General features: G+C 65.4%; 24 protein-coding genes. 12 read left to right on the plus strand and 12 right to left on the minus strand.

The features are described 5' to 3' along the window. Window positions 1-15: 15 nt before the first annotated feature. Together macS and ACQP2U_RS40965 are read right to left on the minus strand one after the other, a co-directional pair. Window positions 16-1,248, minus strand: a complete 1,233-nt coding sequence (gene macS / locus ACQP2U_RS40960) for a MacS family sensor histidine kinase (protein WP_433712514.1) — start codon at window positions 1,246-1,248, stop codon at window positions 16-18. Continuing rightward, a complete protein-coding gene (locus ACQP2U_RS40965) occupies window positions 1,226-2,470 on the minus strand; it encodes an AI-2E family transporter (protein WP_433712516.1) in 1,245 nt (414 codons plus the stop codon). The genes macS and ACQP2U_RS40965 overlap by 23 nt, the downstream gene beginning before the upstream one ends. 102 nt (window positions 2,471-2,572) lie before the next feature. On the opposite strand from ACQP2U_RS40965, the gene ACQP2U_RS40970 reads away from it, so the two are divergent. The 3 genes from ACQP2U_RS40970 to ACQP2U_RS40980 all read left to right on the plus strand — a co-directional run bounded on the left by ACQP2U_RS40970 (window position 2,573) and on the right by ACQP2U_RS40980 (window position 5,893). After that, a complete protein-coding gene (locus ACQP2U_RS40970; RefSeq protein ID WP_433716766.1) occupies window positions 2,573-4,090 on the plus strand; it encodes an adenylate/guanylate cyclase domain-containing protein in 1,518 nt (505 codons plus the stop codon). A 111-nt stretch (window positions 4,091-4,201) separates the two neighbouring features. Further along, on the plus strand, window positions 4,202-5,311 hold the full coding sequence (locus ACQP2U_RS40975; protein ID WP_433712518.1) for a lysylphosphatidylglycerol synthase transmembrane domain-containing protein: 1,110 nt from the start codon (window positions 4,202-4,204) through the stop codon (window positions 5,309-5,311). A gap of 210 nt (window positions 5,312-5,521) precedes the next feature. After that, window positions 5,522-5,893 (plus strand): DUF3054 domain-containing protein, encoded by a 372-nt coding sequence (locus ACQP2U_RS40980; RefSeq protein ID WP_433712520.1) that lies wholly within the window; start codon window positions 5,522-5,524, stop codon window positions 5,891-5,893. On the opposite strand, the gene ACQP2U_RS40985 is transcribed toward ACQP2U_RS40980, so the two are convergent. Then, a complete protein-coding gene (locus ACQP2U_RS40985) occupies window positions 5,894-7,573 on the minus strand; it encodes an NTF2-like N-terminal transpeptidase domain-containing protein (RefSeq protein WP_433712521.1) in 1,680 nt (559 codons plus the stop codon). A gap of 415 nt (window positions 7,574-7,988) precedes the next feature. Between ACQP2U_RS40985 and ACQP2U_RS40990 the strand changes: the two genes are divergently transcribed. Continuing rightward, the gene (locus ACQP2U_RS40990) at window positions 7,989-8,576 is read left to right on the plus strand and encodes a hypothetical protein (protein WP_433712522.1); all 588 of its coding nucleotides are present in this window, start codon (window positions 7,989-7,991) and stop codon (window positions 8,574-8,576) included. A gap of 23 nt (window positions 8,577-8,599) precedes the next feature. Then, window positions 8,600-9,037: a type II 3-dehydroquinate dehydratase gene (aroQ, locus tag ACQP2U_RS40995; RefSeq protein WP_433712524.1), complete on the plus strand. Its 438-nt coding sequence runs from the start codon at window positions 8,600-8,602 to the stop codon at window positions 9,035-9,037. 45 nt (window positions 9,038-9,082) lie between these two features. Here the strand turns inward: aroQ and ACQP2U_RS41000 are convergent, their stop codons facing one another. Further along, the gene (locus tag ACQP2U_RS41000) at window positions 9,083-9,529 is read right to left on the minus strand and encodes a nitroreductase family deazaflavin-dependent oxidoreductase (RefSeq protein ID WP_433712525.1); all 447 of its coding nucleotides are present in this window, start codon (window positions 9,527-9,529) and stop codon (window positions 9,083-9,085) included. 307 nt (window positions 9,530-9,836) lie between these two features. Between ACQP2U_RS41000 and ACQP2U_RS41005 the strand changes: the two genes are divergently transcribed. Continuing rightward, entirely contained in the window at window positions 9,837-10,958 is a 1,122-nt protein-coding gene (locus ACQP2U_RS41005) for a glycerate kinase (protein ID WP_433712527.1), read from the plus strand. 112 nt (window positions 10,959-11,070) lie between these two features. Here the strand turns inward: ACQP2U_RS41005 and ACQP2U_RS41010 are convergent, their stop codons facing one another. Then, entirely contained in the window at window positions 11,071-11,421 is a 351-nt protein-coding gene (locus tag ACQP2U_RS41010; RefSeq protein ID WP_063045767.1) for a winged helix-turn-helix transcriptional regulator, read from the minus strand. Between the two features lie 115 nt (window positions 11,422-11,536). Here ACQP2U_RS41010 and ACQP2U_RS41015 point away from each other — a divergent pair, with 115 nt between their 5' ends. Next, window positions 11,537-12,478 (plus strand): NAD(P)-dependent oxidoreductase, encoded by a 942-nt coding sequence (locus ACQP2U_RS41015; RefSeq protein WP_433716767.1) that lies wholly within the window; start codon window positions 11,537-11,539, stop codon window positions 12,476-12,478. A gap of 3 nt (window positions 12,479-12,481) precedes the next feature. Here the strand turns inward: ACQP2U_RS41015 and ACQP2U_RS41020 are convergent, their stop codons facing one another. Genes ACQP2U_RS41020 through ACQP2U_RS41030 form a run of 3 tightly spaced genes read right to left on the minus strand, consistent with a single transcriptional unit; the run spans window position 12,482 to window position 14,500 of the window. Continuing rightward, window positions 12,482-12,736, minus strand: coding sequence for a helix-turn-helix transcriptional regulator (locus ACQP2U_RS41020; protein WP_084509363.1), 255 nt, complete (start codon window positions 12,734-12,736; stop codon window positions 12,482-12,484). Then, on the minus strand, window positions 12,726-13,577 hold the full coding sequence (locus tag ACQP2U_RS41025; RefSeq protein ID WP_433712528.1) for an ABC transporter permease: 852 nt from the start codon (window positions 13,575-13,577) through the stop codon (window positions 12,726-12,728). Before ACQP2U_RS41025 ends, ACQP2U_RS41020 begins: the two co-directional genes overlap by 11 nt. Next, on the minus strand, window positions 13,574-14,500 hold the full coding sequence (locus tag ACQP2U_RS41030) for an ABC transporter ATP-binding protein (RefSeq protein ID WP_433712529.1): 927 nt from the start codon (window positions 14,498-14,500) through the stop codon (window positions 13,574-13,576). Before ACQP2U_RS41030 ends, ACQP2U_RS41025 begins: the two co-directional genes overlap by 4 nt. Window positions 14,501-14,660: 160 nt before the next feature. Between ACQP2U_RS41030 and ACQP2U_RS41035 the strand changes: the two genes are divergently transcribed. Then, window positions 14,661-15,455, plus strand: coding sequence for an ArsR/SmtB family transcription factor (locus ACQP2U_RS41035; RefSeq protein ID WP_433712530.1), 795 nt, complete (start codon window positions 14,661-14,663; stop codon window positions 15,453-15,455). Window positions 15,456-15,557: 102 nt separating this feature from the next. Here ACQP2U_RS41035 and ACQP2U_RS41040 read toward each other — a convergent pair whose 3' ends face one another. Further along, complete coding sequence (locus tag ACQP2U_RS41040; protein WP_433712531.1) at window positions 15,558-17,156, minus strand: alpha/beta hydrolase; 1,599 nt, start codon at window positions 17,154-17,156, stop codon at window positions 15,558-15,560. A gap of 140 nt (window positions 17,157-17,296) precedes the next feature. Here ACQP2U_RS41040 and ACQP2U_RS41045 point away from each other — a divergent pair, with 140 nt between their 5' ends. Further along, window positions 17,297-17,608, plus strand: coding sequence for a GNAT family N-acetyltransferase (locus tag ACQP2U_RS41045; protein WP_433712532.1), 312 nt, complete (start codon window positions 17,297-17,299; stop codon window positions 17,606-17,608). Window position 17,609: 1 nt separating this feature from the next. Here ACQP2U_RS41045 and ACQP2U_RS41050 read toward each other — a convergent pair whose 3' ends face one another. Further along, window positions 17,610-18,371, minus strand: a complete 762-nt coding sequence (locus tag ACQP2U_RS41050; protein ID WP_433712533.1) for a lysophospholipid acyltransferase family protein — start codon at window positions 18,369-18,371, stop codon at window positions 17,610-17,612. Window positions 18,372-18,486: 115 nt separating this feature from the next. Here ACQP2U_RS41050 and ACQP2U_RS41055 point away from each other — a divergent pair, with 115 nt between their 5' ends. The 3 genes from ACQP2U_RS41055 (at window position 18,487) to ACQP2U_RS41065 (ending at window position 20,407) form a co-directional block, all read left to right on the plus strand. Beyond that, on the plus strand, window positions 18,487-19,131 hold the full coding sequence (locus ACQP2U_RS41055; protein ID WP_397030799.1) for a YqgE/AlgH family protein: 645 nt from the start codon (window positions 18,487-18,489) through the stop codon (window positions 19,129-19,131). Between the two features lie 62 nt (window positions 19,132-19,193). Further along, window positions 19,194-19,703 carry a sigma-70 family RNA polymerase sigma factor gene (locus tag ACQP2U_RS41060; protein ID WP_433712534.1) on the plus strand — a complete coding sequence of 170 codons (510 nt, stop codon included), beginning with the start codon at window positions 19,194-19,196 and terminating at the stop codon, window positions 19,701-19,703. Beyond that, on the plus strand, window positions 19,700-20,407 hold the full coding sequence (locus tag ACQP2U_RS41065; protein ID WP_433712536.1) for an anti-sigma factor family protein: 708 nt from the start codon (window positions 19,700-19,702) through the stop codon (window positions 20,405-20,407). The genes ACQP2U_RS41060 and ACQP2U_RS41065 overlap by 4 nt, the downstream gene beginning before the upstream one ends. A gap of 48 nt (window positions 20,408-20,455) precedes the next feature. On the opposite strand, the gene ACQP2U_RS41070 is transcribed toward ACQP2U_RS41065, so the two are convergent. Beyond that, window positions 20,456-21,229, minus strand: a complete 774-nt coding sequence (locus ACQP2U_RS41070; RefSeq protein WP_433712537.1) for an ABC transporter permease — start codon at window positions 21,227-21,229, stop codon at window positions 20,456-20,458. Continuing rightward, a complete protein-coding gene (locus ACQP2U_RS41075) occupies window positions 21,226-22,203 on the minus strand; it encodes an ATP-binding cassette domain-containing protein (protein ID WP_433712538.1) in 978 nt (325 codons plus the stop codon). The genes ACQP2U_RS41070 and ACQP2U_RS41075 overlap by 4 nt, the downstream gene beginning before the upstream one ends. Window positions 22,204-22,246 lie beyond the last annotated feature (43 nt).

Consider the following 22,246-nt stretch of genomic DNA (forward strand, 5'->3'; position numbering starts at 1 on the left):
GCCTCGGCTGCATCATCACTGGTCACAGGGCCCTCCTCCGCGCTCGCGCTGCTGGGCGGCCGAGGGCACCCGAAACTCCCACTCCGTACCGAAGCCAACTCCCCCGGCCTCCTCCGTCAGCAACACCGCCGTTCCCCCCAACGTCTCGATGCGACCGACGATGGATCGCGAAACCCCCATGCGCCCTTCGGCTTCCGCCTCTTCCAATCGTCCCGGCGCGATTCCGACGCCGTCATCGCGCACACTGACGATCAGCTCATCGCCGGTGTCCTCCAGCAGCACATAAGCTTTGGCATCCGGCCCGGCATGCAGCGCGACGTTGGACAGCGCATTCGCCACCGCCGCCGCAATCTCCCTCGCCATCCACCGCCCGACCCGCACCGGCTCACCCGGCGTCGAAACGAAGACCGACGGCGTCGCATGCACGGTAAGCAGCGGCCGCAGGTCGACATCCGCACCACCGGTGTCACCGTGCCGGCCCTGTTCGGAGAGCAAAACCCGCAGCGCCACTTCCTGTTCCGCCGCCCGCTGCGCCAATTCCTCGGTGGCGCCGCCGATCTCGTTGCCGCGCCGCTTGATATAGCTGAGCACCTGCAGCACACCGTCATGCACCTCACGAGCCAGGCGCTCCCGCTCCTGGGCCGCCGCGGTCAATCGAACGGCCCGTTCCAGCTGCCCCTGCGCCCGACGCGCGGTATCGGCCGCGAGTCCGAGGGCCAGCCCGATGGAGACGAGCACCGGTGCGGTCGCATCGGCCCACACATCTTGACCCCACTGCTCGCGCACCGTCACGATCACCGCCGCTATCAGCAGTCCGGAGAGCACACCGGCGAGCGGCCCACGCAGAATCGCGGCGGACACAACGGCATTGGCGACCCACAGCGTGGTCGGCAGCGTCTGATGCTCGTGATACCAGCCGTAATCGGCGACCAACCGCGTCGCGGCGATCAGCGCGATCACCACCACGTGATCCCCGATCACCACCCAGGACCGCAGCCGCGCCACGTCGGGAAAATGCCACTGCGACAACATGAATGCCGAAGCACCCGACCACACCGCCATCACCGCGATCAGTACCCAGCTCAGCTGTTGATTCTGGTAGTGCCGCACCGCGGCGATCTGCTGACCGACCGCATAGAGCAGCGTGACCAGCCGCAATGCCTGCACCGCACGCCACAGTGGCGCGGTCGCCGCATCGGCCGCGCTCAGCTCGGCTGCTTTGAGCTCAGTCGGCCCCGGCCGAGTCATCCGACCGGTCCTTTCGGATCATCTCTCTGGTCAGGGTCGCATCGACATCGAACCGGCCGGGCTCAGGTTTATCCGGCTCCACCGCGAATCGACCCCCGTCGCCGGTATGCAGTTCCTCGAAAGCCTCCTCCGGACCTTCCGAGAGCAACGACCGAATCGCGGTATTCATTACCGCGACGAACGGCACCGCCAACAGACCGCCCGCGATGCCGCCGAGCACAATGCCCGCGGCTATGGCCAGCACCACCGCGAGCGGATGGATGCTCACCGCCCGCCCGAGCAGCAATGGTTGCAGCACATGGCTTTCCAGCTGCATCACCGCGATGATGATGCCGAGCACGATCACCGCGGTCACCCAGCCCTTGGTCACCAATGCGATGAATACCGCGATGGTCCCCGCGAGGAACGCACCGACAATCGGGATGAACGCGCTGATGAACACCAGCGATGCCAACGGCAATGCCAACGGCACCCCGAGAATGGCCAGCCCGGCACCGATACCAATGGCGTCGACGAGCGCCACCACCACGGTCGCGCGCACGAATCCGACCAGTGTGCCGAAGCCGAGTTGCCCTGCGGTGCGCACTTTTTCCCGATGCGGGGTCGGCACGATCCTGGTCACGAAGTGCCAGATCTGGTCGCCGCCGTACAGGAAGAAAATGAGAATGAACAGGGTCAGGAACGCGCCGGTGAGAACGTGCCCGATCACCGTCGCGGTGGTCAGTGCCCCGCTGGTGAGACTGTCCTGATTCTCCCTGATCGTCTTGACGATCGTATCGCCCGCACTGCGGATCTGCTCATCGCTCAAATGCGGCGGACCGTTGATCAGCCAGTCCTGGATTTGGTGAATGCTGTGGGTGATTTCGTCGGACAGCTGCGGCACGCCCTCGATGAACTGCTCGACGACGAAGGTCATGATCCCCGCGACCACCCCGAGTGATCCGACCAGCGCGACGAAAACCCCCACCGACCTCGGTAACCCCAGCCGCTGCAGCCAATCCACCAGCGGCGCCAGCAATGCGGCGGCCAGCAGGCCGATGGCGAGCGGAATCACCACCGTCGCCAATTTCTGCACCAACATCGAGAACGCGATCAGCGCGGCGAACATCACCAGCAGCCGCCACGCCCACTCGGCGGAAACCCGGACGAACGGGTGTACAGAATCAGCAGCCGACCGCGCAGCAGTGGCTTTCCCGAGAGCACTTACCTTCTGGTCGGTCACCTCCGCGAGCCTAATGGCCGCAGAGCGCCGCGAACATGCTCGATTGAGCTGAACGCTAGATTGGTCATCGTGTCAGCGCCCCTGGAAGCGGTCAAACAGACCATGCGAACGCGCTGGCCGCTGTACCTGACATCGATGCTGTTGGCCAATGCCTTCGGCGCGGTCCTGGTGTGGGCGTTCATCCAATATGGGCTCCCGGTTCCCGAGGGTGAGGCGGCCGGTTCGCGACGCACCGGCTTGCTGATTCCCGGTCTGGTTTTCACCACCGGTGGTTTGCTGAGCCTGGCCGCTTCGGCGCTCATGCTGCGTCCGGTGATGCGATGGCAGATGCGTGGTGGGCCGCCGAGCCACCAAGAACAGATGGCCGCACTGCACGCACCGCTGCGCCAGGCTTTCCTGCATCTGGTGCTGTGGCTGGTCGGCGGCGCCATTCTTGCGGCCACCATCATCGTGGACGCGCCGGAGCTGGCGGGGGCGGTCATCGTCACCGAATGTATGGCCGCGACGATCGTCTTCGGTTTCACCTACATGCTCGGCGAGCGGATTCTGCGTCCGGTCGCCGCGCAGGCACTCACCGAGGGCTCGTTCGACCACACGCTGACCCCAGGCGTCGGCACCAGGATGGGGATGACCTGGGGTATGGGCACCTTCGCGCCCACCATCGCCATCGTGCTGCTCTGCGTCACCCAGATCTCCTCGGATGTGAAGTTCTCCGCGCAGTCGCTGGCCATTTCGATTCTGCTGCTGTGCGGCGTGGTGATCATGCAGGCGCTGGCGCTGTCGATGCTGACCGGGTCCAGCATCTCCGACCCGATCCGCCAGCTCAGCCAGGCCATCGACCGGGTGCAGGAGGGCGCCCGCGACGTGCAGGTGGAGGTGTTCGACGGCAGCGAGATCGGACTGCTGCAGGTCGGCTTCAACCGCATGATGGAAGAGGCCGCCAAGCGCCGCCAGCTGCAGGAACTCTTCGGCCAGCATGTCGGCGAGGAGGTCGCGCAGCGGGCACTCGACTACGGGACCGAACTCGGCGGCGAGACCCGATTCGTGGCCGTGCTGTTCGTCGATATGGTCGGTTCCACCGCGACCGCCGCGGAGCGACCACCGACCGAGGTGGTCAGCCTGCTCAACGAGTTCTTCCGGATCGTGGTCGACGTCATCGATCGACACCACGGCTTCGTCAATAAGTTCGTCGGCGATGCCGCGCTGGCGATTTTCGGCGCACCGCTGGACCGCCCGGACGCGCCGACCGCGGCCCTGGCCGCCGCCCGCGAACTGCGCGAAGCCCTGCGCGAGGTGCCCGGACTCGATATCGGTATCGGAGTCTCGGCGGGCCTGGCTGTCGCCGGAAATATCGGCGCCGCAAACCGTTTCGAATACACCGTGATCGGCGATCCGGTGAACGAGGCGTCGCGCCTGACCGAACTCGCCAAGGATCAACCCGGCCGCGTGCTCGCCTCGGGCAGCGCGCTGTATTTCGCCGACGAAAGTGAGCAGGACTTTTGGCTGACGGGCGAGGAAGTCCAGCTGCGCGGGCGACGCCGAAAGACCAGGTTGGCCTGGCCGAAGGATGGGGCCACGGTGCGACCCGGATTTTTCGAGCGACCCGCGAGCAGTCACTAGCGGTCGGGGCCGAAGGAGGCAGCGTGCGTAACCACCGAGGGCCGCGCCAATTAATACTGGCTCCGCAGGTCGATGCATACCGCGGCACAGCTGGGTCGTTAGGCTGACCGGGTGACGGGCAACGGGGAACTAGCCGGCGATCCTGCGCCGCAGCCGTCCGACGACCCCGATAGATCGGCGAAACGTGGTCGCCGGAGCAAATTCTGGTGGCTCAAATGGGTCGCAGGCATCGCCCTGCTGGCATTGCTGATCGGCGAGGGCTACTACCTCTGGCCACGGTTGCACGATTCCTGGAATAAGCTCACCGAAATTCACTGGGGCTGGGTCGCGGCCTGTATCTGGATGCAGGCACTGTCGATGAGCGGATTCAGCCGGGTTCAGAAACAATTGCTGCATGCCGGCGGCGTCGAGGTGCGTCAGCACAAATCCGTCGCCGTGGTCTACGGCGCCACCGCCATGTCGGTGACGCTGCCCGCCGGACAGGTGTTCTCCACCGCCTTCACCTACCGCCAAACCCGCCGATGGGGTGCGAATCCGATCGTCGCCTCCTGGCAGTTGGTGATGTCCGGGGTGATCGCGACCGCCGGACTCGCACTGCTCGGTGTCGGTGGTGCGCTGCTGGTCGGCGACCGGGTCGGGCCGTTCAAACTCATATTGTCGCTGGCCGGTGTGGTCGCGCTGGTGTGGGCGGGCAACCATCTATCGAAGAATCGCGGCGCGCTGGAGGCCGTGCTGCGCCGCGGCCTCGCACTGCTCAACCGGATCCGCAAACGCCCCGTCAAGCAGGGCATGAGCAAGATCGCCGATATGCTCTCGCAGCTGGAGTCGGTGGATCTCGGCAAGCGCGACGGAGCCATGGTCGCGGGGTGGGCGCTGGTGCACCGCTTCGCCGATGTGGCCAGTCTGGGAGCCGCTTGCTACGCGGTCGGTGCCGATCCGAATCTGGCCGGGCTGCTGATCGCCTTCACCGCGGGTAAGGCCGTCGGCTCGATCCCGTTCGCGCCCGGCGGCATCGTCTACGTCGACGCGACGCTCATCTACGGCCTCACCGCCGGTGCGGCCCTGCCCGCCTCCCAGGCCGTTGCCGCCGCCTTCGTCTACCGCCTGGTGAGCTTCGTCCTGGTCGCGATCATCGGCTGGATCGTCATGGCCTTCCTCTTCCGCACCCCGCAGGCCGACGATGCCGAATTCGAGAAGGAATTCGAACAGCGCCGGTTGTGACATCGGCAGCGCCTTCGGCACTGCGTGTTCGCGGCCCCTTGGTGTCTGGCGTCCGAGCCGTCGAGACCCGCGTCTTCGTCGCATGCGCTTCGACAACTCGAACGCGAGACAGACCTCCAACGGTCACTCGTTCGGCTCGCTCCGTCGTGGTCGATCGAGTAAGTGCCGTCGTATCCCAGCGACAGATGCGGACAGTACTACGCTGGCCGCGTGAGAAAACTGGTGCCGTTGGTGGTGGACGCACTGCTGGTGATCCTGTTCTGCGCGATCGGGCGGCGCAGCCATGAGGAGGCGGTACTCACCGGACTGCTGAAGACGGTGTGGCCGTTCGCGATCGGACTCGCGATCGGTTGGGTGGTCGCGGCGGTCGTGGCCAGCCGGGTAAAGGAGCAGGCTGCGCAATTCGACGGAACCACCGTGTGGTCGACCGGAGTTCTGGTCTGGCTCTGCACACTCTGCGGCGGCATGGTGCTGCGCGTGATCAGCGGTCAGGGCACGGCATTCAGTTTCATCATCGTCGCGGCATGTGTGCTCGCCCTGTTCCTGCTCGGCTGGCGCGCGGCCTTGCGGGCCATCAATTGATCACGGTTCCGGATGGGCCAGCGATTGGAACAACCTGGCTGCCATCCGCGCGGTCGCATCGCCGCTGTCGGCGTCGTTGATGTGGATCGCCAGCGCCAGATCCCCCGCATTCACGATGAGCCATGCGTCATTGCCCGCGGTGGCCATGAATCCGATGACATCGCGGTACGGGCGCAGTGGCGCGAATTCCGGTCGGGCCGCGCCGTCGCGCAACATCGCACGCAGCCGCTCGGTGAGTTGGGGAGACATCTCGGGGACCTGCGCGTCCGTGGTGCTCGGGTGTCCGGCCTCGATCATCGGCGGCGGCACCTGCCCGCGCGCGATGGCGGCCGCGGCGATCGCCATGCCGAATGGGCTGGCCAGCACCGCATCCGTACCACCGCCCTGGCGTACCTGCTCGGCACTGCGGCCCGCGACCGCGACCCGGCCGGTCACCTCGTCCAATCCCGGCACCTTGTAATCGACGCCGACGCCCAGATTCGGCGCGGCTTCGGCCGCATCCAACACCGAAACGTCCTGCGGTGCCTTGTTCTTCGATACCGCGGCGACATTGCGAAATAGATCGATATTGGTGCCGACCGGATAGAGCCCGGTGAACGCTACCGAACCGTGCTCGCTGGCCTGGGTATTCTGCGCGACCGCCACGACCGAGCCGCTGGAGGGCTGGATCGCCACGATCGAGGCGGGCGTCGCGACGCTCACCACCGCGTCCTCGGCGGCGCGCTGCAGGCGCTGATCCATGGTGGCCGCGATATCCGGGCCGGGCGGTCCCTGGTAACCGGCGATCTGGCCGACGAAACGTCCGTCCTGTTCGAAAATCTGGACACCCCAACCGGAGTGCTGGTCCTGGCTGTCCTGCCATACCTTCTGCAGCGCGTCCAACATCGGCGACCAGGTCCGGCGGTCGGCGGAGATCAGCCGCGGCTGCTTCTCCATGACCACGCCGGGCACCCGAGCCAACGCCGATTCCAGAATCGCGAAATCGGGTTCGCGCAGAGTGACCGCGGTGATCGGCTTGCCCTGCGCGGTGGACAGCTGCTGCATCAGCGACGGTCCGGTGATCAGCGGCGCGACCGGTTCGATGGCCTTGGCCAGCGCATTGGTCGAGGCCACAGGATCGGTCGTTTTGGCGGGATCGAGTTTGATCACGTTGATGACCTGCTCGGTCATCAGCGCGTCGCCGACGATGTCCTTGACCCGCGGCGGCGGGGTCGGCGTGGTGCGCACGAGCCGGACCGTGCGGTTGTGGTCGAGTTGTGGCATGACGACGGCGGGATCCCAGGAGATGCGCCAGCCGATCGCCAACTTCCGCACATTGCCCTGCAGGCTGTATTTCCAGGTCTTGTTCTCGCCGAAGTTCCAGGCGACATCCATGCTGAACAGGCCCGCCTCGCGGTCCAGATCGATGAATTGGGTTTTCTGGTAGTCGACCTTGCCCGGCTGCAATCCGGCGAACATTTGTTTCAGCGTTGCGGACGCGGCCGTGGGATAAGAGGTGAGCTCCGAGGCCTTGGCGTAGTTCTGCTCATCGAGCAGTTGAGTGAAGCGATCGACGACATACTCGGCTTCATTGCGCTTCGCATCCGAACCACACGCACCGATTGCGATAGCCAGCGCCACCACCCCCGAGAGTGCGATTGCGCCCCGGACGCGACGGCGGCGGGATCCCCACACATCCATGTCGCCCACTCTTTACTCTTGTCACTCCAGTAACAAGACCACCGTACCTGAAATTAGCTGCCCACCGTGCCGCGCCGGACGGAGGTTACCCATGCTCAGTATCTCCGATCGTGCCCGAAACCCGCGCTTCGGTAGGTCGATCATGGACGTTCTCCGGTCCCGTTGCGACATCCGGCGCCGCAACCGTACCGGCCGGAACACGAACTTGTCAGAAAACGGCCCTCGTCGGCGTTTCGGCGTACCGCATTCGTGTTTCGATCGCGCAGGGCCTCGTTGACCAGCACACACCTTTATCTGGCGTACCCGCACGCCCGTTGACCGAAACCGTTCGCACAGAGCGGAACCACGACTGCGCTTTGCGACGTAATCTTGTAATCAATGAAATACAGGCACCACAGTAAGTAGGTGAATCCCAATGAGACATGAGCATCGGGGACGGGGCTTCGGGCGACCCGGCGGCTGGCAGCAAGCCGATCTACCGGATCCCGCGGACGCCCGGGACTGGTTCGCTGGACGATTGCCGAGCGACTGGTTCGCCGGGCCGCCCATCATCGAAATCGACCGGGACGAGATCGTGGTTATCGGTGAGCTCCCGGCCCCGGTATCGGAAAAATCGGAAAAAGACGCCCCCGCCGAGGAGGTCCCCGCCGCGACGAAAGAGGGCGCCGTCGCCCGCTTCCGCGAGACCACCAGGCCGGCCCGTATGCAGATCGCGAACGAGGCCCAGCGCCGCTACGGACGCAGTGTCGCCTGGGGCGTCTCGGTGGACGGTGAACGGATAATGTTCACCCACTTGGCGGTTCCGGTAATGACACGGCTGCGGCAGCCGGAGCGCAAGGTGCTCGACACGCTCGTCGATTCCGGTGTGGCGCGCTCGCGCGCGGATGCGCTGGCGTGGACGGTCAAGTTGGCGGGCAAGCATGCCGAGGCCTGGCTCGAGGAGTTGCGCACCGCCATGCGGAAGGTGGACGACCTGCGATCGGAAGGTCCGCAGGGGCTCTGAACACGCGAGCTAGGGTCTAAGCCATGTCGACACCTGGTCCGATCCTGGTTCTCAACGGCCCGAACCTCAATATGCTCGGCACCCGCCAGCCGGAGGTCTACGGGTCGGCCACGCTCGACGATGTCGTCGCATTGTGCCGACAGACCGCCGCCCGGTACGGCCGCGAGATCGACGCGTTCCAGTCGAATTCCGAAGGAGCGCTGATCGATCGGATCCACCGGGCGCGCGGCGTCGAATCGGGCATTGTCATCAATCCCGGTGGGCTCACGCACACTTCGGTCGCGCTGCGTGATGCGCTGGTGATTCCGGAACTCCCAATCGTGGAGGTGCACATCAGCAATGTGCATGAGCGCGAGGAGTTCCGGCATCACTCCTACATCTCCCCCATCGCCACCGCGGTGGTGGCCGGGATGGGGATTCACGGCTATGCCGCGGCCATCGAATTCCTGATCCACCGCTAACGACTGCTCGCGGGTCGCTCGAAAGGATCGGATCGGCTTGTCGCATCAGGCGAGCCGGAAGACCGGGAAGCCCGGGGCAATCTCGGCCAGCTCGGCGTCGGTGGCGTCCTTGGTGACACCCTCGAAGAATTTGCCGACCTCCCAGCCCCACTTCTGCAGGTAGAGGCGAAGCAGCGGCACCTTGTCCGCATCGGCCACTTCGGTCGCCGTGAATGCCTCGACCTTGCGCCCCAGCCGCAGTTCACCATTGCCCGCGACACGCAGGTTCCGCACCCACTGGGTATGGCCGCGCGGCGCGACCAGGTAGCGCGTGCCATCGGCATCGGTCATCACATTGACCATGGTGGTGCGCCACTCGCCACTCTTACGTCCGCGCACAGCCAACAGCCGCGACCCCATAACGCTGATACCGAGGCGAGGCAGCCAGTTGGCAATCTTGTTCATGATCGGGTCCATGCCGGTGGGGCCGACGTAGCGGGTGCTGGCGTTCATTTCCTACTCCTTAGTGAGCACTGCTCTCTGTTGCGATCAGTGTTCCACACTGACTCGCTTCACGTCAAGAGCACTGCTCTCTATCCTTTTGGACGCCCACTAGCGCCTGCTCACAGCCAGTGATGTCGCGATCAATGGACGCGGCCGTCACGCGACCCGATCTCGCCCCGCGCCGAATGCCGAACGTCTACACCGTGCTGGGCGACCGCAAAATCTTCGGCGCCGCACCGCCGGGCCTTGTCCGGCCAGGACGGCGGAAATCACCGCGCAACGTGCGCCCTTCGGAACCACCACCGAGAATGTGGAAATGACATCCGCGCCCCGGGTAGTGCTCGCCCCAGACAAATTCAAGGGCTCGCTGACCGCACCCGAGGTCGCGGCCGCCTTGGCCGCGGGCATCACGCGCGCCCGTCCGGATGCCGAGATCCGGCAGGTGCCGGTCGCCGACGGCGGTGACGGAACCGTCGACGCATTCGTGGCCGCGGGCTGGGAACGGATCGAGGTCGATGCGCCCGGGCCGACCGGCGTAGCGGACACCGCCTCCTATGCGGTGGACGGAAACACGGCCGTGATCGAATTGGCGGCAGCGGTCGGACTGACGAAACTCCCAAGGGGAGAACTCGATCCGCTCGGAGCACACACCTATGGGCTCGGCGTCGTCATCGCCCATGCGCTGGATCGAGGGGTAACCGATATCGTCCTGGGCTTGGGCGGCAGCGCCTCCACCGACGGTGGGGCGGGCATGCTGCAGGCGCTCGGCGCGCGAATCCTCGATGCCGATGGCACTGAATTACCGACAGGCGGAGCAACTTTGGCGCGTGCGGCGCGATTGGACCGCACCGGATTGCATCCGCGGATCGCGACGGCGAACTTCACCCTGGCCTGCGATGTCGACAACCCGCTGCTCGGCACGACCGGCGCGGTCGCGGTGTATGCGCCGCAGAAGGGTGCGACGCCGTCGGACCTATCAGTTCTCGAAGCCGCACTGACGAATTGGGCCGCCGTAGTCGCACCGGAATTCACGGAGACCCCCGGCGCGGGCGCGGCGGGCGGCACCGGATTCGGCGCGCTAGCGGTGCTCGGCGCGCAGGTTCGCAGCGGCATCGAGGTCGTGCTCGATCTCCTTGATTTCCCGACACTTCTCGACGGAGCCGCCCTGGTCGTCACCGGTGAGGGGGCCCTCGATGCCCAGAGCCTGCACGGCAAGGCCCCGGTCGGCGTCTGCGAGATCGCGCGCAAGGCGGGCGTCCCGGTGGTGGCGGCTGTCGGCCGAACGCAGTTGACGCTCGAGGAGATACGGACGGCGGGTTTCACCGCCTGCTACGCGCTGGCCGATCTGGAGCCCGACCCCGCCCGCTCCATCGCCGATGCGGCACGTTTGCTCATTCATATCGGGGAGCGAATAGCTACCGACAACCTGCGAAATTGACCTGCGCGAGCACCCGGCGTCGCGCGCAACTACCTCGGGTTTCGGCCACGCAGGTGCTCGCCCAAGGAATTCGCGCGCGGCGCGGGCAATGGTTCGCGCCGCTGTCCGGGCATCAGCCCGCCGCGGCGAGCAGATTGCCGAGTAACTCGTCGCGGTGCTTATCGCCCCAGGCTTCGAGCGGGCGCAGGGCGATTTCGAGTTCTTCGCCGAGCGGCGTGAGCGAGTATTCGACGCGCGGAGGGACTTCGGGGAAGACCTCGCGGTGCACCACGCCGCTGGCCTCCAGATGACGCAGATTCTCCGCGAGCACCTTCTCGCTGACGCCGGTGAGCAGCTTGCGGATCCGACCGAAACGCTGCGGACCCGCAGCGAGCACCCACATCAGGTGCAGCTTCCATTTGCCGCCGACGACGTCGATCGCCACCGACATGCCGCACACATCGTGATCCGCGTCACTACTCATGCCCACCGCACTCCTTCTGACCTGAATTCGAACCTCGAGGTAAGCAACCACACCTGAACGTTCGGTCTTCCCCACGCTACCTGCGACAACGACCATGGGTATCTGACCGCAGCGACTGCTCGCAGGTCGCTCGAAAGGGTCAGTCGACCAGCAATCGCAACGAGAATCGAAGGGACACAACATGTCCGAGCAGACCACCGCTGGCTCCGTTTCCATCGTCGGCCTGGGTCCGATGGGCCGGGCCATGGTCCGGGCCTTCCTGGATGCCGGCATCGAGGTGACGGTCTGGAATCGCAGCACCGAAAAGGTCGACGCGATGGTCGAACTCGGCGCGAAGCGAGCCACCACGGTCGCCGAGGCGCTGGACGCCAATGCGGTCACCGTGCTCAGCCTCACCCACTACGCCGCCATGTACGACGTATTGGGCCAGGCCACCGACCATTTGCCGGACAAGGTGATCGTGAATCTGTCCTCGGATTCACCGGAGAAGGCGCGCAAGGGTGCCGAGTGGGTGCGCTCGCACGGTGCGGAATTTATTTCCGGCGGCGTCATGTCCGCGGGCGACAATATCGCCCATCCGGCCTCGTTCATCTTCTACAGCGGTCCGAAAGAGGTCTTCGACGCGCACGCCGAACTTCTGCGTCCGCTGAGTCCACAGGAATACCTCGGTGTGGATGACGGTCTCGCCCAGATCTTCTACCAGGCCGGTTTGATCATTTTCCATCCCTGGATGCTCGCCTTCGATCAGGCGCTCGCGGTGATCGAGAAGTCCGGTCACAGCATCGATCAGTTCGTGCCCTTCGCGCTGCGTGCGGCCGGCGCGTACCCGTATTTCATCGAGGATTTCGCAGCTGCCGCGAAGGTGGGCGGCTGGGGCACGCTGGCCAGTCTGAAGATGATGGATGCCGGGGCGCAGCACATCATCGATGCCAGTGAGGAGGTCGGCGTCGACGCGACCCTGTCGCACGCGGTACAGGGGCTGTGGCGGCGCGCGATCGCGGCCAGTGCGGAGGCGGGCCAGCCGGTTCCGGTGTACCAGTTGTTCGCCAAGCGGTAAGTCTCAGTCCCCTGCGGCACGCGCCGAATCGACGGAGCCGAGGCGCGGGAATGGGGTGGTCGAGAAGATCACCTCCACCGCGACCTCGAAATACGCCGCGATCCGCAATGCGAGATGCAGGCTCGGGCTGTATTCGCCGCGTTCGAGGTAACCGATCGTCTGATAATGCACGCCGAGCGCTTCGGCAAGCTCCCGCCGGGAGATACCGCGCTCGGCCCGCAACATGGCGATGCGGTTGTAAATGACCTCAGTAGGCACGCTGTATCGCCTTCTCGCGGCGCGCCGCCACGTTCGACCCGGATTCGCGACGTGCCATCCTACGCAGCACGATCGGCGCGAGCAGCAGCCCGGCCACCGCCCAGACACCGAGCACGGCAACGGTTTCCCAATGTCGCCAGGCATGGCCGAGTTCGATGGCGACCGCATCGCCGGGCAGCATCGCCGAACGCATGCCGAGCCCGACCCAGTAGACCGGAAATACCTGCGCGATGCCCTGCAGCCAGCCCGGCATCGAGGTGATCGGGTAGAAGATGCCGGAGATCGCGACGATGCCCATGATCGGCAGCGAGAGGAAGCCAATATTGCGCGGGTTGCTGAACAGTGATCCGAGCACCGCACCGGCCGGCATCGTCGCGAGCATGCCGAGTGCGACGACGCCGATCAGGCCCAGCCAGGAACCGACGCCGCCCATTGCCGTGCCGTCGACCAGGAACAGCCCCGGAATCAGCACGATCACGAACGGGATGATCACCCAGCCCGCGGTCGTGACGATCTTGCCGATCAGATAGCCGACCATGCCGTTCGGAGTCGCCTTGGCGCGCAACAGGGTTCCGTCTTCGCGTTCCATGGTCAGCATCTGGGCAATGCCGAACATGCCGTTGAAGGCGACGAGCATGCCGAGAATACTCGGCAGAGCCAGCGAACCGAGGGCGAAGCCACTCGTCTCGAAGGTCGCATCGCGCATGAAGAACAGCACGACGACCATGACGACCGGCCAGAAGAGCATCCCCCACAGATCCTGCACATTGGTGAGCGATTGCCGTATTTCGATCAGACCGCGCCGGGCTCCGGCCCGCACGGCGGCATCGATCGGATTCATCGCGCGACCTCCTCCAGTGAATGGACCTCGGTTTCGAGGCGACCGGACTCGTATTGCCGCACCAGCGCCATATACGTGTCCTCCAGTGAAGCGCGGCGCACTTCGAGTTCGCCGATCTCGTCGCCGTGCTGCTTGAACAGCTCGTAGACGAACTCGGTCGACTCGGCGGTGGTGTGCACGAACCGTTGTCCATCGTGAGTCCAACGGATTTCGGCCTCGCCCGCGATACGGCGCGACAGTTCGTCGGCCGAGCCGTCGGCGATGATTCGGCCACCCGCCAGGATCATGATCCGGTCGGCGAGCTTCTCGGCCTCGTCGAGATCGTGGGTGGTGAGCAGGATGGTGGTCCGGTCGTCGGCGAGGTGATGGACCAGATCATGGAATTCGCGGCGGGCCTGTGGGTCGAAGCCCGCGGTCGGTTCGTCGAGGAACAGCAGTTCGGGGCGGCCGACGATGCCGATCGCGACATCCATGCGGCGACGTTGCCCGCCCGAAAGCGATCCGATCTTGCTGTTCGCCTGCTCGGTGAGTCCGACGGCGGCAATGAGTTCGTCTGTGTCCCAGGGCCTATGGATCTTATCCGTGCCGTACGGCGCGTAATAGGAGCCTAGGTGTGAAAGTAGCTCGTACACACGCCATTTGGCGTGGTCGCGCCATGATTGCAGGACGACGCCCAGTCGCGCCCGCCAGGCTTCGTTGCCGTGCGCCGGATCCACGCCGAGTACCTCGACGCGCCCTGCGGAACGCATGCGGAAACCTTCCAGAATTTCGATGGTGGTCGTTTTGCCCGCACCATTCGGGCCGAGGAGCACCAGCACTTCGCCCGGCCGAGCTTGAAACGTTACGTCGTGCAGGACGTCGGTCGTGCCGTAGCGCATCCGCAATTTCTCGACGTCGAGCGCGACGCCGTCACCCAAGGTCATCTCATCCTCCCGTTGTGAGATCGGGATGTCTCGTAGCATATCTACTATATCTCGCTACGACAATGCTATTTCTTGCCTGCAGCCTAGTTGACATGCATCCAAATGGCTGCCTAAAGTGGAGATATGCAGCTGCGCGGCTGCATATCTCGAAGAAGGTGATATGGACGAGGTATTCCGAGCGCTGGCCGATCCGAGCCGCAGAAGACTGCTCGACAGCCTCAACGCGCGCAACGGCCAGACCCTGCGCGAACTGTGCGCCGAACTGGATATGGCCCGTCAATCGGTGAGCAAGCACCTCGCGATCCTGGAGGCCGCCAATTTGATCACCACGCGCCGTAGCGGCCGCGAAAAACTGCACTACCTCAATGCCGAGCCCATCAACGCCATCGCCGAGCGCTGGATCACCCGCTACCACCGCGCCCGCGTCCACACGCTGGCCGACCTCAAACATGCATTGGAGGCAAAATCCATGAGCGAGAACGCATTCGTCTACACCACCTACATCAAGACGACGCCGGAGCGGCTCTGGCAGGCCCTGACCGACCCAGCCTTCACCAACCGCTACTGGGGCGCCAGCTTCGACACCGATTGGCGGCCCGGCTCGGAAATGGTGTGGCACCAACGCGATTGGACCAGTAAGGACCCGGAACAGGTTGTCCTGGAGTCGGATCCGTACACCCGGCTCTCCTACAGTTGGCACACCTTCGACCCCGCCTTCGCCACCACCTTCGACATGAACCCGGAAGACGTGGCGGCCTGGGCCCGCGAGCCCCGTTCGAAGGTGACCTTCGAACTCGAACCCGAGGGCGAAACCGTGAAACTGACCGTCATCCACGACGGCTTCGAACCCGGCAGTGCCGTCCTGGCCGGAATCAGCGGCGGTTGGCCGAGCATCTTGTCGAGCCTCAAGACCTTGCTGGAGACCGGCGAAGCCCTGCCGTCACCGCTGGCGTAGCTCTAGCCGGATCGCTGAACTGCTCGAACACCGCCGGGGACTCAGCCTGATGGTCGCCTGAGGCGCACCTACATGAGGGACCTGCGGAGCTCATCTCCATGTCTACCGCAACGGTGCCTGCTCGGCGTGGTCGATGGTGACCTGACCGGTGCGCAAATAGGTCATCACGGCGTCGTCGACGGCGGTGTTGCCGCGCCCGAATGCGCCGTGGTCGCCGCCCTCGACCGTGATCAGTGATCCGCCGAGCGCCGATGCCATGGCCGGCCCGCCCGCATAGGCGGTCAGCGCATCCCAGCGGCTCTGCAGCAGCAGGGGCCGGGTGTGCAGACCCATTCCGGTGATCGGGACCGGCTTGGTCACCGGTTTCCAACTGCCGCATGCGGTTCCGGAGCGAACCAGATCGGCGCGGGCGTCCATGGCATTGCCGCCGGTGGCGATGGTGGCGATGGCCGAGCCGATCAGTTCGGAACGGCCGGGCACATTGTTCTCATTGCAGGTGATGGCGGAGAAGACGAAGCGGCCGGTGGGATCGGTGCTGGTCGCGCCCTCGATGGCGAGCAGCTGGCGGACATTCTTCGGATCGATATTGGCCTCGGCCATCGCCCTGGCGAAGCTCGGCCAGAAGGTTCGGGTGTAGGTGGCGACCGCGGTCGCGCCGACCAGCGGCACCTGTGCCGACCCGCCGCCAGTGACCAGCAGGCGCACCAGATTCTGCACCTTGCCCGCCTGTTCCACACTGTCGTTGAAACCATCGCGGGCGATTTCGGCGAGCGGTTCGGGCAGCGCGCCGGGCAGGTCGGCGACACTCGCGGGTGGCGGAGTCAGGTTGGCGTACCAGCCGCCGCCTTGGTCGGCGACCAGCCGCACCCAGTTCTGGTAAACCTGCAGCGCGGTATTACCGAGTCCGTAGTCGCCGTTGTGTTCGGCGATCCAGGCGAACAGATCGTCGAGGCGCTGCTTGCCCGCGACCTGCTGTTGCGCGAATTCCTCGGTCCACACCCAATCGGGATTGACGTTGGAGTCCAACACCATTCGATCCACCCCGCTCGGGAACAACGACGCGTACACCGCGCCGAGATAGGTGCCGTAGGAGGTCCCGAGATAACTGATCCGATCCACACCGAGCGCGGCGCGCACCTCATCCAGATCGCGCGCGGTGCTCTCGGTGGTGATGGTGTCGAGGTAGCCGGGCCGCGCCGCATCGCAGGCCTTCTCGAGAAGGTCGCGGTTACCGCCGCCCAGCGACACTTTCTCGCCCTCAGCGGATTTCGATGCCGCACTCGTCGTTCGAGAATCGCATTGCAGCGGCGTGGCCCAGCGCAGTCCGCGCGGCTGCACCGCGACCCGGTCGTAATGCTCATTGAGTTCGGCGGGCATCGAATCGATCCGACGGGCCCAGTAGTCGAGGGCATCCGCGCCGGGTCCGCCCGGGTTCGCGAGGATGACGCCGCGACGCTGCCCTGCCGCGACGATCCGGCTGACGGTGAGTTCGATGCGCGCACCTCGGGGGTCCGCGTAATTCATCGGGACGGAGACCACCGCGCACTGCACACCACGCCCCTCGGTCACCGACGCGTCCGGGCAGGCGCCGAAGGATGCCACGGGTGCGGCCTCGGCCCAACCCGTCACGATCGAGCCGCTGATCAGGCTCGCGGCCGCGAGCGTGACCACTGCTCGCGGAAAACCTGGCGTCCTCGTCATTTTTCGTACCTCCGCCGGGCCCATCGCGGTATTCGACGCGACCATGAGCATTCTGGTCAGCCGCGGACGCGCGGACAAGTCGAGGCGCGATTGGTATTGCGGTGCACAACGATCCGCGCCCACCGGAGTAGCGTCGAGCCATGTCGACTGAGGTCCGCAATAACTTCGCGCTGGAACGCTTCGAGATCTACGTCGACGGTGCCATCGCTGGCTACGCCGAATATCAGGACACCGGCGCCGAACGCGCCTTCGTCAATACCGAAATCGACCAGAGGCACGAAGGCCGGGGATGCGGCCGGGTGCTGGTGCACGCGGCATTGAACGACTCACGTCAGGAGGGTTTCGGCATTCTGCCGATGTGCCCGATGGTGCGTCACGTCGTCGAGTCGCGACCGGAGTACATCGCGATGGTTCCGCAGTGGGCGCGCGAGAAGCTCGGCCTGCCGCTGTAGGTCAGTACGCGGCGACGGCTCCGTCGAGCGCCTGCTGTAGGTCGGTGCGCACCAGTCGGGCGATTTCCGCGGGTTTGGTCGGCAACTCGGTGATCGGCGCCCCGAAATAGAAGCTGGCCGCCTTGGCCTCCTCCTTGGTGACCGGCACGCTCGCATCGGGTCGCGGCCCATAGCTCAAACCCATGCTGACCAGAACCGGCTTCGCCCCCAGCTTCATCGCGCGGAACGCGATGTGCCCGATCCCGCTGCCCACCGGCTGCACCTCGGTGTGGTCGACCTCGTTGCAGGTGCCCTCCGGGAAAACCGCGATGCCGTCACCGTCGGCCAGCCGCTGCGCGCAGATATCCATCATCCGCTGCCCCGCCGCATTCACTGCCCGCAGGCCGTGGTCCTTACCGCGGAATACCGGGATCCCGCCCATCATGTCGATCTTGCGGCGCTGATCGGGCTCGAGGAACAGCTCGTCTTTGGCCAGCACCCGGACTCGCCCGATCACTGAACGCAATTCGCTGCGCCAGGCCGCGGCGGCAACGGTGTACGGGTCGGATTCGGAGAGGTGATTGAGCGCGACAAGCAATGGCCTGCCCTGGCGAATCACCTGGTGCAGCAGCTTTCGTGCACCGTCGGCGTAGGTGACGCGCGGATGGTATCGACGCCCGAGAAGGGCGTAGGCACCCCAAGCCCCGAGCCTGTTCTGCCGGTGGTCTCGATAGAAGTCGTACACAGTTTCAGCGTTGTCGAGCAGGACCTCGGGCCGTTCCATTGCCACACCCTAACCGGTCTGTTTTCGGCGTGTCGGGGTCACATCCGCGCTCGGCTCGGGAATCCGCCACGCCGCTTGACCGACGAACCGCCCGCGCCAGTGCGATGATGTCGGAGTGGCACGCGGAGATGACCCGGACGATCGGAAAACTCGCGGCGGACACGGTGACCGCAGGCGACGCGACTTCCGGCAGGGCGAGCAGGTGGTTCGCGCAGGCACCCTGTTGGTGTCGGCGACTGAACTGGTCGAGCCGACCTTCCGGCGCACCGTCGTATACATCATCGAACACAACGAGGCGGGCAGCCTCGGCGTCGTACTCAACCGCCCGAGCGATACCGCGGTGCACGACGTGCTTCCGCGCTGGTCCGAGGCGGCCGCCCCGCCGCGCACGCTCTTCATCGGCGGACCGGTCAAGCGGGACGCGGCGCTGTGTCTCGGCACCATCAGGGTCGGCGCGTCGATCACGGGCGTGCGTGGACTGCGTCGCATCGATGGCCGCGTGGTGCTCGTCGATCTCGACGCGGACCCGGACCAGATCACCCCGCGGATCGAGGGACTGCGGATCTTCGCGGGCTATGCGGGCTGGACTTTCGGCCAACTCGAAGGCGAACTGCAGAACAACGATTGGATCGTACTGTCGGCGTTGCCCTCGGATCCGATCAGCACCGGCCGCCCCGACCTGTGGGCCCACGTACTCCGCCGCCAGCCACTGCCGCTATCCCTGCTCGCCACGCATCCGATCGAACTAGAACGCAATTGACATGTCGGCGCGCATTGAACCTTTTACCCCTCCTGACTCGTGGGATGAGCGGGAGGTGACTAATGCCCGACGAACAAGCCGAACTCATGCGGGTTCTGTATCAGGAACATGCTTCGGTGCTATGGCGGTACACGCTCGGTTTGGTCCGCGATCCAGGTCGGGCCGAGGACATCGTGCAAGAGACGTTGTTGCGGGCGTGGCAGCGCCCGAACGTGCTCGATCAATCGACGACATCGGCACGGGCGTGGCTGTTCACGGTCGCGCGCAATCTCGCCGTGGATGAGCACCGGAGCGCCCGCAATCGGCGCGAATTCCGCACCGACAATCCGCCGGAACAGGCCGCACCGGATCAGTCCGATCGAGCCCTGGACGGCTGGCTGGTCGCGGACGCGTTGAGCAGACTCAGCGGCGATCATCGCGAGGTGATCGTGCGTGCCTACTATCGAGGCCTTTCCACCCACCAGATCGCCGAGGAACTCGATATCCCGGCGGGCACGGTGAAATCTCGCATGCACTATGGCATGCGGGCGCTACGGCTGGCATTACAGGAGATGGGGGTGACGAATCAATGACGGACATCGCCGACGACTACTCGACGTGGGATGCACCGTACATTCTCGGCTCCCTGTCCCGCGCCGAACGGCGGGAGTACGAAGAGCATCTGGCGAGCTGCCCGGTTTGCCGGGCGGCGATAGCCGATCTCGCCGGACTCCCGGGTCTGCTCTCCATGGTCGATCCCGACACCGCGTTCGCCATGATCGAGCCGCCGGAAAAGACTGCGGGCGAGGCGGATCCCCCCGCTCAGCTGCTGCCCCGACTCGCCGACGCGGCCGAGCGGCGCAGGCGGCGTAGTCGGTGGGCGACCGTAGGTGCCGCGATCGCGGGGGCCGCCGCGGCGGTGGCCATCGCGGTTCCGGTGGTCACCGCGGTCACCGCGGTGGATAGGCCGAGCCCCGAACAGGTTGTGGCCGAACGCAGTATGGAACCGATCACACCGAATCCGGTGACCGCGAGCTTCAAGGTCCTCCAGGCCGATGGCAAGACCCGGATCGTGATGACCTGCAGCTATGGGCCGAGCGACCAGAAGTACGACTGGGACCTCGACCTGTACGTCATCGGCACCGACGGCAGCCAGGCCAAACTCGACCGGTGGCCCGCCGGACCCGGCACCGAGCTGACGATCGACCGGACCATCGCCAAGACGCCGGATCAGATCCAGGCGGTGCAGATCCGGAAGGCGTCGACGGGCGAGACGCTGCTGTCCGGCACGATCTGACCTGCCTCGATCCCCCGCCGAACTCGGCGGGGGATCGTCGTCGGTGGTTCAGCCCTTGGCTTGCTTGCGGAAGACCGACATCGACCAGAAGTAGCCGACCAGCCCGAGTCCGACGCACCAGGCAATCGAGATGATGCCGTTATTGCCGATCTCGGTGCCCATGAGCAGGCCGCGGATGGTTTCGGTGAGCGGGGTGAACGGCTGGTACTCGGCGAACTGACGCATGCCGACCGGCATGGTGTCGGTGCTGACCAGGCCGCTGCCGAGGAACGGCAGCATGATCAGCGGGAAGGGCATATTGCTCGCGCTCTCCGGGCTCGACGCGACCAGTCCCATTCCGACCGCGAGCCAGGTGAGTGCGAAGACGAGCATGGCGAGCAGTCCGAATGCGGCGATCCACTCGACGACATTCGCCGACGGCCGGAACCCGACGAGCACCGCGACACCGACCATGGCCGCGATGCCGAGCAGCGCCTGGATCAATGCGCCGATCACATGTCCGGCGAGTATCGATGACTGCGAAATCGCCATGGTGCGGAAGCGATTCACAATGCCCTTGGTGGTGTCGGTGCAGACCGAGACCGCCACACCCGCGGTCATATACGCCGGGATCATCAGCAGCATGCCAGGGGTCAGGTAGTCGATATAGTTACCGCCGGACGACTTCTCCAGTGCGCCACCGAAAACGAAGTTGAAGGTGAGCAGCAGGATGATCGGCATCAGGATGATGCTGAACGTCATGCTCGGGTACCGCTTCGCGTGCAGCATGCTGCGCCGCAACATCGTCTTCGAGTCGCTGAGCGCATATGTCATCGAGCTCATCGCACGGTCTCCTTTTCGGCGGTGGGATGTCCGGTGAGGGTGAGGAATACGTCGTCGAGGGTGGGGGTGTGCACCGAAAGTCCGGCGACCTCGATCTGCTCGTAGTCGAGCCGGTCGAGCACCGCGCGCAGCGATTTGACGCCGCCATCGCTGGGGACCGCGAGGGTGAATTCCTCCTCGGCCGCGTCATCGACAACCCGCGCCTCGGCCCCCAATGCCGTCGCGGCGGCAGCGAGTCCGAGCTGATCGGCGAATTCCAGTCGGATATGTCCGCCAGGTACCCGCCGCTTCAATTCGGCGGCCGTGCCCTCGGCGACGATCCGGCCGTGGTCGAGCACCGCGATCCGGTCGGCCAGTTGATCGGCCTCCTCGAGGTACTGGGTGGTGAGGAAGACGGTCACGCTGTAGTCGTCGACCAGCGTGCGGATCATTTCCCAGATCGCCCGCCTACTGCGCGGATCCAGTCCGGTGGTCGGCTCGTCCAGGAAGATGATGCGCGGATCGCCGACCAGCGTCATGGCCAGATCCAGCCGCCGCACCATGCCGCCGGAATAGGTGGCGGCGGTCTTGTCACCGGCCTCGACCAGGTCGAAACGCTCCAGCAGTTCGGCCGCGAGGCGCTTGCTCTCGCGACGCGGCAGATGATGCAGATCGCCCATCAGGACCAGGTTTTCGCGACCGGTCAGCAATTCGTCGACCGCGGAGAACTGGCCGGTGACGCCGATCGCGGTGCGCACGGCATCGGGTTCGGTGACCAGATCATGGCCGTCCACGCGGACCTCACCCGCATCGGGGCGCAGCAGCGTGGTGAGGATCTGCACGGTGGTGGTCTTGCCGGCACCGTTCGGGCCGAGCAGGGAGTAGATCGTGCCCTCCTGGACCGTGATGTCGATGCCGTCGAGCACCGTGTGCTCACCGAACGATTTACGCACCCCCCGCGCCGAAATGGCGGGGGTGCGATGACCATTGGTCATGGTCTTCCTTTCCAGAATTTTCATAAAAGAATGCGAATGACCG

The organism is Nocardia sp. CA-084685, from assembly GCF_050955785.1.
Classification (GTDB): Bacteria; Actinomycetota; Actinomycetes; order Mycobacteriales; family Mycobacteriaceae; genus Nocardia.